Here is a 13876-nt window from a genome sequence, read left to right on the forward strand (position 1 = left end):
CAGGCTTGTCACCTGCTTGACCTTGCCGCCAATTTATGGCGATGAAATCCTCATGAACCTCGGCGCCGCTGTATGATGAACCGTTTCGAAGGCCCTGGCGGCAAGGAAGCCCGTATCCGCTATCTCGATGGCGACTTCCAGGTTACCAGCCCGGGCGCTTTCGTGCGCTGTGCGGTGACCGGCGAAAGCATCCCGCTCGACGAGTTGAAATACTGGAGCGTCGCCCGGCAAGAGCCCTACGTCAACGCCGCCGCCTCGCTGCGCCGCGAAATCGAGGTGCATCCGGAGATGCGCAGCCGGCGCTGATGTTCGCAAGTCGTTGTCGTCCGGCCGGCAACGCACTTCTGGATGACAGGTCAGCCCTTCAGCTTGCGTTGGCGCCAGGCGTCGAGCGTCTCGTCGATGATGCGTTCCGGCACGCGATCAAGCTCGAAAACGGTTTTGATTTCCAAGACCTCGAGTCGGCCGAGAAAGTCCTGTGGAGCGCCATGCCGCAGCCGGGCGGCGTCCTTGGCGGTCGTGATGAGGCCGAGCCCTTCGGCCCGCGCCGTCGCCGCCAGTTCGGCGAGCTCGTCCTCGCCATAGAAATGGTGGTCCGGAAACGGTCGCTTCAACGCCACTTCGCCGCCGGCCTCGCGCACCGTGTCGAAGAATTTTTCGGGATGGCCGATGCCGGCGAAGGCCAGGAACCGCTTGCCGGCAAGCCCCTGCTTGCCGCGCGGTTCGGTGTGGGCCTCGAAGATCGGCCGGGCGGCGCGCGCCGCCTGGCGGACCACGGCGTCGGCGGCGGTGCCCTCGCCCATCTTCAACAGCCCGCTGGTGAAGACCAGCTGGTCTACGATCCTGGCCCGGAGCGGACCGCCCGGAATGACGCGGCCATTGCCGATGCCGTAGCGGGCATCGACGACGACCAGCGCATAGTCGATATGGATGCGCGCGCTCTGGAAGCCATCATCCATGATCAGGAAATCGCAGCCATGCTTTTCCAGCAGCAGCCGGGCGCCGGCGGCACGGTTCGGCGTCACCGCCACCGGGGCGTGTTCGGCCAGCAGCAGCGGCTCGTCGCCGACATGCCTGGCGCTGTCGTGATGGGCATCGACGACATGCGGCTCGGCGAACAAACCGCCATGGCCCCGCGACAGGAACCCGGGTTTCAGCTGCATGCGCTTGGCCTGTTCGGCCAATGCGATCGCCACCGGCGTCTTGCCGGTGCCGCCAACGGTGAAATTGCCGATGCACAGAACCGGCGCCTCGATCTTCTCGCGCCGGGCCCGCCGCATGCCGCGGCCGGCGACGAGCGAATAGATGGCTGAGAGCGGCGACAGTGCCAGGACCCGCCAGTCCGGCTTTTCCCACCAGAATGGTGGTGCTTCGGAAGCCACCTTAGCGCCCGTTCGCGCCCTTCAGGCGCGACTTGATGACCAGAGGCTGGATGTAGGGTTCAAGCGATTTCAGCGTGCGCGCCAGCGCGCCGCGCATCTCGTCGACGGTCGCCACGCCAGCCGCCATCATCTCGTGACGCGCCACTTCGTTGGTCAGCAGGAAATTGACGGCGCCGGCCAGCATGTCGCGATCGCGCACCAGCTTGGCGCCGCCGCTGTCGAGCAGGCGCTGGTAGGCCTCGCGAAAATTCTGCACATTGCGCCCGGCAAGAACCGCCGTATCGAGCATGGCCGGCTCGAGCGGGTTCTGGCCACCCTCGGAAGTCAGCGAGCGGCCGACAAAGGCGATTTCGGTGAGCCTGAGATAGAGCCCCATTTCGCCGATCGTGTCGCCGAGCAGGATGTCGGTGTCGGCGGCGATCCTGTCACCCGTGCTGCGCCGCGCGACCGTCAGGCCCATGCCCGAAATCTGTGCGGCAAGCGCCTCGGCGCGATCGGGATGGCGCGGAACGACGATGGTCAGAAGACCATGATGACGTTTGTGCAGCGTCGCATGAACCTCGGCGGCAACCACTTCTTCGCCATCATGCGTCGAGATCGCCGCCCAGGTCGGGCGGGCGCCGATCTGACGCCGCAGTGTCGCCAGCACCCGTTCGTCGACGGGCGGCGGCAAGGTATCGACCTTGAGGTTGCCCGACACGGTCACCGGGCGGGCACCGAGCGCAAGGAATCGCTCGCCATCGACATCCGACTGGGCAACGACATGGGCGAGATTCTCGAACAGCGCCTCGGCGATGTTGGCCCGTTTCTTCCACGAGGTGAACGAGCGGTCTGATAGCCTGCCATTGACCAGCACCTGCGGCACGCGGCGCGCGCCAAGCTCGAGGATGGTCATCGGCCAGATCTCGGATTCGGCGATGATCGCCAGATCCGGCTGCCAGTGATCGAGAAACCGGCTGACCGCCGGCTTGAGGTCGAGCGGAACATATTGGTGGATGATGCGATCGCCGAGGCGCTCGTCGACGACCTGCGCCGAGGTCACCGTGCCGGTCGTCAGCACGATGTTGACGCCGTAATCGAGAATGCTTTCGACCAGAGGCACGACGGCCAGGGTCTCACCGACGCTCGCCGCATGGATCCAGATCATCGGTCCCTCGGGGCGCGGCCGGCCGGCGACGCCGTAGCGCTCGCGGCGGCGGCTGCGGTCTTCCTTGCCGCGCGAGGTGCGCCAGGCGACATACGGCCCAACCAGCGGATAGGCGGCGGCACCGGCGAAACGGTATGCCGTCAACATGGTTCGCGCCCAGCGACCGCTCATCGCGGACCATCCACGAGACGGTAGGCCTCGGCGGTCGCGGCATTGAGCGCGACCGTGATTTCCTGGCGCTTGCGCTCCATTTCGGCTTCGTCGGCGCCGGTCGGCACGAAGATCGGCGCGCCGATGACGATCGACGAGCGGCCGAACGGCAGGTTGATGGTGGTCTTGTCCCAGCTCTTCTCCAGCACCTTACGGCGGCTGGTGGTGATGGCGACGGGCAGCAGAGGCCGACCGGAGAGGCGTGCCAGGAGAACGATACCAAGCCCCGCGTCACGCGGCGTGCCGTGGGGAATGTCGGCGATCATGGCGACGTTCTTGCCGGCGGCGAGCGACTTTTTCAGGGCGATGAGCGCCTTTGCCCCGCCCTTGTCAAGATGCCTGGCATTTTCACGCCCGCCCGAACCGCGCACCGCCTCGATGCCGAACTTCCCCAGCATCAGCGCGTTGAGCTCCGCATCGGCGCTGCGCGAGACCATGGCGACCAGTGGCTTGCGCTTGGGGTAGTAGGCTGGCGTCAACAGATGCTGGCCGTGCCACAGGGCGATGATGCCGGGTTCGAACTCGGCATAAGCGCTGCTTGAGAACCGCGCCGACCCCTCGGCAACGCGATTGGTCAGGCGCACCAGCCGCACAAACTGGGCGAACAGGCTGGCGATGGCATTCTTGACGAATCGCGACTGCGCCAGCGGTTCGCGAATCCTGCGCCAGAAGGCCTTGGTCGTACGGCTGCGCCCCCTGCCCGTGGGCGCGGCCTCCGTGGCTGGCTCTTTCGCCAGGTCATGCTCCATCGAAGTCAACCGACAGCCTTGTTGTCGGGGTCCAGCAGCCGGTGCAGATGAACGACGAAGTAACGCATGTGGGCATTGTCCACGCTGGCTTGCGCCTTGGCTTTCCACGCTGTGTGCGCGGATTGATAGTCCGGAAAGATGCCGACGATGTCGAGCCCGTCGAGATCGCGGAACTCGGTGCCGCCAAGCTTCTTCAGTTCGCCACCGAACACCAGGTGCAAAAGCTGCTTTTTTCCGTCTTCCGCGGCCATGTCGGTCCTTCACATATCGTGAGTTTGTGACAGGTCTAGACCAAAGCCGTCGACTTTGGAACCTTCGAAAACGCTTTCACCCATCCAGCCCGGCAATGACGGCGGCGAGCACGGCCAGCAGTTCACCGCTGCCGGCGGCGAGCGCGCCGTGGCGGGTCACCTCGCCGGCATAGAGCGGCGCGCGGCCATGCCGGTCGAGCAACTGGCCTCCGGCCTCGCGCAAAATGAGATCGGCGGCGGCAATATCCCAGTCATGCGCGTTCGGCTTGACGAACGTGGCGTCGAGCGAGCCATTGGCGATCATGGCTAGCCGATAGGCGAGCGAAGGGCTGTAGGGCGCCCGCTTCAGCCGCGCCTGCCAGTCGGCAGGCACCAGGTCGGTCAACTGCTTCAGCCCGGAAATCTCGGCCGTATCCGCCAGCTTGCGCACCGCGATGCGCTTGCCGTTGCGGAAGGCGCCCTGTCCGGGCAGCGCCCAGTAGGTCTCGTCCATCGCCGGGCATTCCAGCACGCCGGCAAGCGTGCGGCCACGCTCGACGACGGCAACGCTGACGCACCAAGTGCGCTGACCTTCCAGAAAGCCGCGCGTGCCGTCGATGGGGTCGACGACGAAGGTGCGGCGCGCCGAAAGCCGGACTGGATCGTCGGCCGTTTCTTCCGACAGCCAGCCATAGTCGGGCCGTGCCGCAAGCAGCGTCTGGCGCAGATAGGCGTCGGCGGCATGGTCGGCTTCGCTGACCGGCGATGTGCCCCCCTTCATCCAGACTTGCGGGTTGTTGCCGAAGTAGCGCATGGCGATGACCCCGGCCTCGCGGGCGGCATCGCGCAGCAACGGCAAATCCTCAGTAGCACTGGCAGAGATCAGGTCATGCTCCGGCAAGGGTCATGCCTTCGATCAGAAGCGTGGGGGCAGCGGTGCCGAAATTGCGGTCGAGGTCATCGGCCGCCACCATGTTGAGGAACATGGTCTTCAGGTTCGAGGCGATCGTGACCTCGGCAACGGGATAGGCCAGCGCACCATTTTCGATCCAGAAACCGGAGGCACCGCGGCTGTATTCGCCGGTGACCATGTCGACGCCCTGGCCGAACACCTCGGTGACGTAGAAGCCGGTCTTGAGCGATTTGATCAGATCCTCGGGCGACCGTTCGCCCGGTTCGATGGCGAGATTGGTCGAGGACGGCGAGACGGACGAGCCGCCGCGCGCACCGCGCCCATTGGTGACGAGACCAAGCTCGCGCGCGGCCGATGTCGACAGGAACCAGTGGTTGAGCACGCCTTTTTCGACCATGAACAGCTTCTCGCCCTCGATGCCTTCGCCATCGAACGGGCGCGAGGCCTGGCCACGCTGCCTGAGCGGATCGTCGGTTACGGTGATGGCGGAGGCGGCGACCTGCTTGCCCATCATGTCGCGCAGGAACGACGTCTTGCGCGCGACCGAGGCGCCATTGATGGCGCCGGCAAGATGGCCGGCGATGCCGCGCGCGACGCGCGGGTCGAACACAACGTCGATCGGCCCGGTCGCCGCCTTGCGCGCGCCGATGCGGCGCACGGCGCGTTCGCCGGCCTTCCGGCCGATGTCTTCAGGCGCATCGAGATCGGCAAAATGCTGGCGCGAAGAGAATTCATAGTCGCGCTCCATGCCGGTGCCTTCGCCGGCAATGACGCTCGCCGAGCGCGAGAAACGCGAGCCGATATAGTGCCCGAGGAACCCGTACGAGGTGGCCAGCACCAGGCCGCCGAGGCCGGCACCGGCACTGGCGCCGGCCGAATTGGTCACGCCCTTGACGGCAAGAGCCGCCGCTTCCGCCGCAAGTGCTGCTTCCTTCATTTGATCGGCCGACACCTCGGTGGCGTCGAACAGGTCGAGATCGCGCGTCTGTTTCACAAGCAATGCCGGGTCGGCCAGCCCTTGATAGGGGTCCCGCGGCGACACTTTCGCCATCGCCACGGCACGCTCGGCCAGGGTTGCCGGATCGGATGCCGCGGTTGCCGAGACGCTGGCCACCCGCCCATCGACGAAGACGCGCAGCGAGACATCCTCGCTCTCGGCCGATTCGGTGCCCTCGACCTTGCCGAGCCGCACCGACACACCGGTCGAGCGGCTACGCACGGCGACTGCGTCGGCGGCATCGGCGCCAGCCTTCTTGGCAGCTTCGACCAAAGCCGCGACGCGATCGGTCAATTTTGCTGCATCTGTGATATCGGTCATGCGCGTGATCCTGCTGGCGCGGCGAGCTTTGGCCGCTGCCACCATCTATTGTTCCGGTCCGGCTTGTGCAATGGCATAGGCTTCAATCAAAATGCATCGGTTCACGGTTCACATCGCCAACTGAGGCATGGTAACCCGGCCCGCAGCCCGCTCGGAGCATTTTCGATGACGCCTTTCCATCTCGCCTTCCCGGTCCGTGATCTCGATGAAACCCGAGTTTTCTATGGCGAGGTGCTGGGCTGCGCGATCGGCCGCTCATCGGAGACCTGGGTCGATTTCGACCTTTACGGCCACCAGATGTCGGCGCATCTGCGGCCACAGGCCACGCCAGCCGCCAGCGACGGCAAGGTCGACGGCATCGTCGTGCCGATCCCGCATTTCGGCGCCGTGCTCTTGATGGACGATTGGCAGCGACTGGCGACGCGGCTGGAGGCGCGCGACGATATCGACTGGCTGGAACGGCCAATGGTCCGCTTCAAGGGCGAGCCCGGCGAACAGGCAACGCTGTTCATCCGCGATCCCTCGGGCAATGCGCTGGAATTCAAGGGCTTTCGCTCGCTGGAGCAGGTTTTCGCGCACTGAGCAGACCAGATCGTCGCGGGGCCGACGGCAGTTCAGGACGCCGCAACAGGCGTCCAGATGACGTCCTCGATCTTCTGCGCGCCGGTGGCCAGCATCACCAGGCGATCGAACCCGAGCGCGATGCCGCTGGCCTGCGGCATGATGGCAAGGGCTGCGAGAAAATCCTCGTCCAGCGGATAGCGCTCGCCATAGATGCGCTCTTTCTCGTCCATCTCGATGATGAAGCGTCGGCGCTGCTCATCGGGTTCGGTCAGCTCGCCAAAGCCGTTGGCGAGCTCGACGCCGCAGCAATAGAGTTCGAAGCGCTCGGCAACGCGTGGATCGCGCGAGCTCGGCCGCGCCAGTGCCGCCTCGGCGAGCGGATATTCGCACAGGATGGTCGCCCGACTTTGCCCGAGCAACGGCTCGACCTTTTCCACCATCACCCGGCTGAACAGATCAGCCCAGCTGTCGTCAGGCGCGGTGCGCAGGCCGGCCCGGACCAGGGCGGCGTAAAGCGCGTCGCGGTCGGTGGCGCCGTCGGCGGCGACCGTGGCCAGCAGATCTATGCCGGAATAGTGGGTGAAGGCATCCGCCACCGTCAACCGTTCCGGCTCGGCAAACGGATCGCAGTCGCGACCCCGAAAGGAAAGGCGCGTCGCCCCGGCTCTTGTTGCGGCCAGCGTCAGAAAGGCCGCGCAATCCTGCATCAGGCTCTCATAGGCCTCACCCACCCGGTACCATTCCAGCATGGTGAATTCGGGATGGTGCAAGGGACCGCGCTCGCGGTTGCGGTAGACCGGACCGAGGCTGAAAATGCGCTGTTCGCCGGCGGCGAGCAGTTTCTTGCAGGCGAATTCCGGCGAGGTGTGCAGATAGAGCGGCGATCGCGTGCCGTCAGGTCCGATCGCTTGCGTGGCGAAAGCCGCCAGATGCGCCTCGTTGCCGGGCGACACCTGCAGGGCCGCCGTTTCCACCTCGACGAAATCGTGGGCAGCGAACCACTGACGCAGGCTGGCGGCGATGGCGTTGCGCAGCATCAGCCGCGGTCGGCGGTCGGCGTGGACATGCGGCGTCCACCAGGGCGAGGCATCGGGCGACGTATCGTTCATGGGGTTCAGATCATATGGAATGGGGCTGGCGGTTGCGGCCAAGATGCGCTAGTCCGCAGCGGACGGCTGCTGAAGCCGATTTGTACCAATCAACCATTTCAGGATTGTAAGCCGTGGTGAAAGTCATCGCCAGTTCGCTCCGTAAAGGCAATGTCGTCGACAAGGACGGCAAGCTTTATGTGATCCTCTTTGCCGAAAACATCCACCCAGGCAAGGGCACGCCGGTCACCCAATTGGACATGCGCCGGATTGCCGACGGGGTGAAGGTTTCGGAGCGCTACCGCACCACCGAGCAGGTCGAGCGCGCCTATGTCGAAGAGCGCGAGCACACCTTCCTCTACGCCGACGGCGAAGGCTATCATTTCATGAATCCGGAAAGCTACGACCAGGTGGCGGTGTCGGAAGCCGTGGTCGGCGACATGGCGCCCTACTTGTTGGAAGGCATGGCGGTGCAGATCTCACAGTTCAACGGCATCGCCATTTCACTGGTGCTGCCGCAGCGCGCCACTTTCGAAGTGGTGGAGACCGAGCCGACGACCAAGGGACAGACGGCCTCGTCGTCCTACAAGCCGGCCGTACTCTCCAACGGCGTGCGCACGCTGGTGCCGCCGCACATCGCCCCCGGTACCCGCGTGGTGGTGATGACCGCGGACGGGGCCTATGTGGAGCGGGCGAAGGACTGAGACCAGCGCCTTCGCCCATAAGCCCTTTGGTTGTATTACTGCTTAAAGCAGTTCTCGCGGTGCCATTGCAGGAAATGAGGATGCGGGCGTTCGACTTGTCGACGAGGCGGAATCGCGCGGCGCGACTTGTTTATGAACCCATGCACGCTGTCGGGGTCGTTGACCTGTCGTGAGATCAGGATACCCAGATCATCGGACAAGCTGATTAATCCGCGATCGAACATCCAATGCGCAGTACCGGACAGTGCGATCCCATTGTTGACGACATCAGGTCCGTTCGCTTCGACTGGTCGAATGTGCGCGGCAGAAACCTCTGCCCGGCCACCGCGATTTATCAGCTTGAGACCCGTGATCGCGCAGCGCTCATCATAGGCGCGTAAGACGATACGACGGAAAATTCGGTCGCGCACGATACGCGACCGGAAATCCGCCCTTGATCGTTGAGTAGACCGCGCTCAACGAGACCGTCCACCCCGCTAAACGGAACATGATTGGCGAAATCGAGATAGGATCCGGGCTCTATCAACGCGAGGTACATGCCAGGCGCCACAGGGTCTGAAATAACCTGTTGGACTTTGGCTATGGCGAAATAGCCACGGGTGTCATCTACCTTGCTAGGTTCGTAGTAGATGATCCAATCGCCAACACAGGCTTCGACGCGGCGCAGATATTGGCTCGGAAACTGATATTGCTCAGCGGGGCTGTCATCGTAGATCGAATCCGAGCGGTGGATGAAGACCCCAAATCCCATGATCTTCCTGCGATACGTTCTTGGGAATAACTGCTTGCGATGTACCACCAAAATCCGATCTTGGGGGTTTAGTCCAGGCCGATCGAACTTCTCCCATGGAATCGGTCTTTCGTAAGCTCGCGCTGAAAGCTGCCCTTAGACTAAGCACCGCGACATTTTTCACGAAGCGTGTCGCAGAGGGCTCGCGCGGTTCGTCCTTTGTCAGAAGAAGGAGAACGCCATGCGAAAACTTATCGTCACCGAATTGATCAGCGTCGATGGCATTGCCGAGGTCGAGAAGCTGCCCAGCGTGACCTGGAACGATGAGATGAACAGGTTCAAGGAGGACGAGCTTGCCGACAGCGGCGCCATGCTTTTGGGGCGTACGACCTTTGAGATCTTTGCCGGTTCGTGGCCCAAGGAAACCGGAGATTTTGCCGACCGCTTCAACGCGCTGCCGAAATATGTCGCGTCGACCAGCCTGAAGGCGCTCGACTGGAAGCCGGCCGAATTGCTGATGGGAGCCCTGCCGGAAGCTGTCAGGGCGCTGAAGCAAGGCAGCGGCGGCAACATTTATGTGCATGGCAGCCTCAGCGTCGCGCGGGAACTGCTGCGCCACGGTCTGGTCGACCGTGTCAGGCTGCTCAGCTACCCCGGCGCCGTCGGCCAGGGCAAGCCGCTGTTCCCCGTCGGCGAGCCAGTGGCGCTCGAGCTGATTTCGGCCGCGCCGTTCAGCAACGGCGTGGTGGCCCTGGAATATGCGCCGGTGGCGGCGAAGTCGTAGTTGGCTTCCATGCTTGCATGACAACAGCGCTCGACCTAGATGATGGATTGTCGAGTCGCGCCGCCCCTCACCCGGCCTTCTTCCTCCGCCTCCCCTTGACGGCAGCGCCATTCCTAGCCTCCACCACCCGCTCCACTTCCCGCTTCAGTTGATCCTTTATGTCGGCCGTATCGTTCATCAAAGCGTCGATCTTCAGGAAATCGAGCACGCGGTATTTTGATACCGCGGGGCGGACCAGGATGTCGGGGCTGCACTGCTTCAGCTTGTTGGCGATGATCGACTGCATCATCAATTGTGTGGCGCCGAACATCAGGTCGACCGAGGTCGGATGCCTGCGGTCGGCTTCTTCCGGCGCACCGACGACGTCGACGCCGATGATGATGTCGGCATCGTTCTCGATCAGGTCGAACGGCACAGGGTTGTAGATGCCGCCGTCGATCAGCAGCCTTCCGTCGCGCGTCACCGGGCGGAACACGGCGGGTATGGCCGCCGAGGCGGCAAGTGCCGAGTGCAAGTCGCCGTCATGGAACACGGCGAGCTTGTGGCCGAAATAGTCCGTGGCCGTCACCTTGAGCGGGATCTTGAGCTCGGCGAAGCTCTCGGGAATGGCCTCGGGCAAAAAAGCCTTCAGGATGCGCTCGACGTTGAACTGGCTGACGCGGATGCCGTTCTGCATGGCTTCGGCGATGGTGCCCGGTCGCGCCCGCCACATCCGGCTCGCCACTTCGGCGCGGCGGCCGAGGATCGAGCGAGCGTAGTCGTGGATGTCCCTGCCGGTCATGCCGGAGGCCATGCCGGCGCCCATGATGGCGCCGATCGACGAGCCGGCAATGGCCACCGGCCTGATGCCCAGTTCGTCCAGCGCCTCGATCACATGGATATGAGCCAGCCCGCGCGCGCCGCCGCCGCCGAAGGCGATGCCGAAGGTCGGACTCATCCCTTGCCGGCCCCGGCCAGTTTCGGGCCGATGACCATGACGGTCGGCTCGGCCGACAGCAGTTTTTTCGCCGCCGCCTTGACCTGGTCGAGCGTCACCGCGTTGATGTAGCCGGCGCGGCGCTGCATGTAGTCGATGCCGAGATCGTCGAGCTGCAGTTCGACCAGCGTCGAGGCAATGGAACTTGAAGAGTCCAGATTGTTGATGGCGTAGGCGCCGATCATGTATTTCTTGGTCGCCGCCAGCTCAGCCTCGGTCGGACCTTCCTCGGCCAGTTGCTTGACCACGTCGCGGACGATGCCCAGCGTCTCGGCCGCCCGGTCCGACCGGGTCCCGGTGCTGACGACCAGCGCATCGGCATGGTCCTGGTTGATCAGCGAGGAGTTGACGCTGTAGGCCAGCCCGCGCTTTTCGCGCACCTCCTGGAACAGGCGCGAGGTGAAGGTGCCGCCGCCGAGGATCTCGTTCATCAGCACGGCGGCAAAGAAATCCGGCGCCTTGCGCTTCACGCCGGGATAGGCGAGCTGCAGCGAGGTCTGCGGCAGGTCGTAATCGACCTCGACATGCTGCGCCAGCTTCGGGTCGATATCGGCCACCGGCCTCAGCGCCTGGTTTTGCGGCAGGTCGCCGAACACCATGTCGAGTTTCTTCTTCAGCGTCTCGGGGTCGATGGCGCCGACCACGGCGACATGCAGGCCGCCGCGCGCAAACACCGCCTTGTGCAAGGCTTTCAAATCATCCGGCGTGATGGTGGCGATGCTCTGCCTGGTGCCCTGGTCTGAGCGGGAATAGGGATGATCGCCATAGAGTGCGCGCGCCCATTTGTCCTGCGCGACCGTATCGGGATCGTTCTCGCCGGCGATGATGCCGGACAGGATCTGGGCGCGGATGCGGTCGATCGGCGCTTGGTCGAAGCGCGGCTGGTTGACCGCCAACCGCAACAGGTCGAACGCCTCGTCGCGCTGCTCGGCCAGCATGCGCATCGAGCCATAGATGCCGTCGCGGCTCTCGTCGAAGCTCATTTCGGCGCCGGCATCGTCGAGCCTGATCTGGAAGGCTTCGCTGTCGAGAGGGCCGGCCCCTTCGTCGAAGAGGCCGGTCATCAGATTGGCCAGGCCCTCCTTGCCAACCGGATCCTGCGTCGAGCCGCCGCCGAAGACGAAGCGGATGGCGACGACCGGCACGGAATAGTCCTCGACCAGCCAGGCGCTGATACCTTTTGGCGAGGTGACGGACTGGATGTCCATGGCGCGCGCCGTGAGTGCCGGCAGGATCAGGAAGAGGATGGAGAGGAAGAGCGTTGCGAGTGCTGCGGCAGCGCGCCTTGGAGCGATCGCCTTGGAAAGATAATAGGTTCCGGCTTCCGATCGAGGCGAACAATTGTCGAAGCCGGCGCTGCCCCTCATCGCCCTGCCGGGCACTTCTCCCCGTATAGTGACGGGGAGAAGGGAACTAGCCGCAGCCGCAGCGCCTGTTTTGCAACGCTGATGACTGGCGAAACCGTCGATGACAGCGTCCCTCTCCCCGTCACTATACGGGGAGAGGATGCCGGCAGGCAAATGAGGGGCGGCGCCGGCTTCCGCAACGTGCGAAGGACGCCCAAAACGGGTTTGGAACATATCCAAGGACTGAAGCAGCCGCCCCGCGTGCATAAGAGTGAGATGCTCGGTCAAATCAGTTCTCCGCCTTGGCTTGCGGCAGCAAATAGCCGGTCGTCGACCGATCGAGCACCAGATAGCGCGCGGCGACGGCCTTGATCTCGTCTGTTGTGACCTTGCGGATGCGCTCCGGCCATTGCTGGACGTCTTGCACGTTGCCGCCGGTGGCCAGTGTCGAGCCGTAGATGTTGGCCATGGACTCCTGCTTGTCGCGGGCAAAGATCATCGAGCGCACATAGCGGTCCTTGGCCTTTTCCAGCTCCGACGGCGTGACGCCGTCCTTGGCGATGCGCGCCACCTCGGCATCAACGGCCGCTTCGACATCGGCGAGCTTGGCGTCGCCGCGTGGGGTCCCATAGACGGTGAAATTGGTGTCGTCGAGCATCGTGCCCTGGAAATAGGCGCCGGCGTTGGACGCGATGCCTTGCTGGACGACAAGTGCTTGGTAGAGCCGGCTGCGGTTGCCGCCCCCGAGGATCTCGGCCAGCAGATCGAGCGCTTCGGCCTCGCCCGGCTTGCCCGAATGATAGGACGGCACCACCCACTGCGTGGAAAAACTCGGCACGCTGACGCGAGCGTCGGAGAGCGTGACCGTGCGCTTGGTGTTCTGCTCGGGTTCAACCGGACGGATGCGCGGCGGCAGATCGGGCCCGCGCGCCACCTTGCCATAGGTCTTCTCGGCCAGCGCCCGCACCGTGTCCGGTTCGACATCTCCGGCCACGATCAGCACGGCGTTGTTGGGCCGGTAAAATTTGTCATAGAAGGCGGTGGCGTCGGTACGGTTCAGCTGCTCCATCTCCTGCATCCAACCAATGACCGGAATGCGGTAAGGCTGGTTCTGCCACAGCGTGGCGTCGACTTCCTCGTCCAGCACCGCCTCTGGATTGTTGTCGATGCGTGAACGGCGCTCCTCGAGGATGACGTCGCGCTCGGTCTTGATAACGTCGTCGGTGAGGATGAGGTTGCGCATGCGGTCGGCCTCGAAGCTCATCATCAGCTCAAGCGCCGACGGCGCCACCGTCTCGTGGAAGGCGGTGTAGTCGTAGGAGGTGAAGGCGTTGTTGGAGCCGCCAATGTCGGAGATGGCGCGGTCGAACTCGCCGGCCACATGATGGGTCGTCGCCTTGAACATCAGATGCTCGAAGAAATGGGCGATGCCGGATTTGCCGGGCGGCTCGTCGGCGCTGCCGATCTTGTACCACACCATGTGGGTGACGATCGGCGCGCGGTGATCGGGGATGACGACGACCTCCATGCCGTTGTCGAGCAGGAAATCCGTCACCTTGAACGCGTCTGGTGTCGCGTTGGCCAACACGGTGCTGTCGGCCAGGACCGGGCCGGTCATGGTGATAGCCAGCGATGTCGCCAGCAGTGTTGCGCGCAGCCATTCAACTCTAGATGTCATCAATGGCTCCGATTTCCAGGTAGGACGATAGGCAAGGCGCTGGCGACAGCAAAGTGA

Annotated in this window: 14 protein-coding genes and 1 pseudogene; 4 read left to right on the forward strand and 11 right to left on the reverse strand. The window is 64.1% G+C overall.

From position 1 onward, the window contains the following. Positions 1-72: 72 nt before the first annotated feature. Positions 73-306: a DUF2093 domain-containing protein gene (locus HNQ71_RS02405; RefSeq protein ID WP_184871008.1), complete on the forward strand. Its 234-nt coding sequence runs from the start codon at positions 73-75 to the stop codon at positions 304-306. A gap of 50 nt (positions 307-356) precedes the next feature. On the opposite strand, the gene lpxK is transcribed toward HNQ71_RS02405, so the two are convergent. From lpxK to HNQ71_RS02435, 6 genes are all read right to left on the reverse strand, one after another. Then, entirely contained in the window at positions 357-1382 is a 1026-nt protein-coding gene (gene lpxK, locus HNQ71_RS02410) for a tetraacyldisaccharide 4'-kinase (RefSeq protein WP_184871009.1), read from the reverse strand. 1 nt (position 1383) lies between these two features. After that, positions 1384-2700 (reverse strand): lipid IV(A) 3-deoxy-D-manno-octulosonic acid transferase, encoded by a 1317-nt coding sequence (gene waaA / locus HNQ71_RS02415; protein WP_184871010.1) that lies wholly within the window; start codon positions 2698-2700, stop codon positions 1384-1386. Further along, positions 2697-3488 carry a lysophospholipid acyltransferase family protein gene (locus HNQ71_RS02420; RefSeq protein ID WP_184871011.1) on the reverse strand — a complete coding sequence of 264 codons (792 nt, stop codon included), beginning with the start codon at positions 3486-3488 and terminating at the stop codon, positions 2697-2699. The genes waaA and HNQ71_RS02420 overlap by 4 nt, the downstream gene beginning before the upstream one ends. A 5-nt stretch (positions 3489-3493) precedes the next feature. Then, on the reverse strand, positions 3494-3739 hold the full coding sequence (locus tag HNQ71_RS02425) for a DUF4170 domain-containing protein (RefSeq protein WP_111545860.1): 246 nt from the start codon (positions 3737-3739) through the stop codon (positions 3494-3496). A gap of 76 nt (positions 3740-3815) precedes the next feature. Next, positions 3816-4619: a 3'(2'),5'-bisphosphate nucleotidase CysQ gene (locus HNQ71_RS02430; RefSeq protein WP_184871012.1), complete on the reverse strand. Its 804-nt coding sequence runs from the start codon at positions 4617-4619 to the stop codon at positions 3816-3818. Further along, complete coding sequence (locus tag HNQ71_RS02435) at positions 4606-5949, reverse strand: TldD/PmbA family protein (protein WP_184871013.1); 1344 nt, start codon at positions 5947-5949, stop codon at positions 4606-4608. The genes HNQ71_RS02430 and HNQ71_RS02435 overlap by 14 nt, the downstream gene beginning before the upstream one ends. Before the next feature lie 165 nt (positions 5950-6114). On the opposite strand from HNQ71_RS02435, the gene HNQ71_RS02440 reads away from it, so the two are divergent. Further along, positions 6115-6531, forward strand: coding sequence for a VOC family protein (locus HNQ71_RS02440; protein WP_184871014.1), 417 nt, complete (start codon positions 6115-6117; stop codon positions 6529-6531). A 32-nt stretch (positions 6532-6563) separates the two neighbouring features. On the opposite strand, the gene epmA is transcribed toward HNQ71_RS02440, so the two are convergent. Continuing rightward, positions 6564-7622: an EF-P lysine aminoacylase EpmA gene (gene epmA / locus HNQ71_RS02445; protein WP_184871015.1), complete on the reverse strand. Its 1059-nt coding sequence runs from the start codon at positions 7620-7622 to the stop codon at positions 6564-6566. 113 nt (positions 7623-7735) lie between these two features. On the opposite strand from epmA, the gene efp reads away from it, so the two are divergent. After that, entirely contained in the window at positions 7736-8305 is a 570-nt protein-coding gene (gene efp, locus HNQ71_RS02450) for an elongation factor P (RefSeq protein WP_184871016.1), read from the forward strand. A gap of 35 nt (positions 8306-8340) precedes the next feature. Here the strand turns inward: efp and HNQ71_RS02455 are convergent. Beyond that, positions 8341-9056 (reverse strand): annotated as a pseudogene (locus tag HNQ71_RS02455) (HNH endonuclease). A gap of 220 nt (positions 9057-9276) precedes the next feature. Here HNQ71_RS02455 and HNQ71_RS02460 point away from each other — a divergent pair. Beyond that, the gene (locus HNQ71_RS02460; RefSeq protein WP_184871017.1) at positions 9277-9819 is read left to right on the forward strand and encodes a dihydrofolate reductase family protein; all 543 of its coding nucleotides are present in this window, start codon (positions 9277-9279) and stop codon (positions 9817-9819) included. A gap of 67 nt (positions 9820-9886) precedes the next feature. Here HNQ71_RS02460 and HNQ71_RS02465 read toward each other — a convergent pair whose 3' ends face one another. From HNQ71_RS02465 to HNQ71_RS02475, 3 genes are all read right to left on the reverse strand, one after another. After that, positions 9887-10756, reverse strand: a complete 870-nt coding sequence (locus HNQ71_RS02465; RefSeq protein ID WP_184871018.1) for a patatin-like phospholipase family protein — start codon at positions 10754-10756, stop codon at positions 9887-9889. Continuing rightward, on the reverse strand, positions 10753-12162 hold the full coding sequence (locus HNQ71_RS02470; protein ID WP_246461158.1) for a M16 family metallopeptidase: 1410 nt from the start codon (positions 12160-12162) through the stop codon (positions 10753-10755). The genes HNQ71_RS02465 and HNQ71_RS02470 overlap by 4 nt, the downstream gene beginning before the upstream one ends. A 268-nt stretch (positions 12163-12430) precedes the next feature. Then, positions 12431-13819, reverse strand: a complete 1389-nt coding sequence (locus HNQ71_RS02475; RefSeq protein WP_184871019.1) for a M16 family metallopeptidase — start codon at positions 13817-13819, stop codon at positions 12431-12433. Positions 13820-13876 lie beyond the last annotated feature (57 nt).

This window comes from Mesorhizobium sangaii, assembly GCF_014207355.1.
Classification (GTDB): domain Bacteria; phylum Pseudomonadota; class Alphaproteobacteria; order Rhizobiales; family Rhizobiaceae; genus Mesorhizobium; species Mesorhizobium sangaii.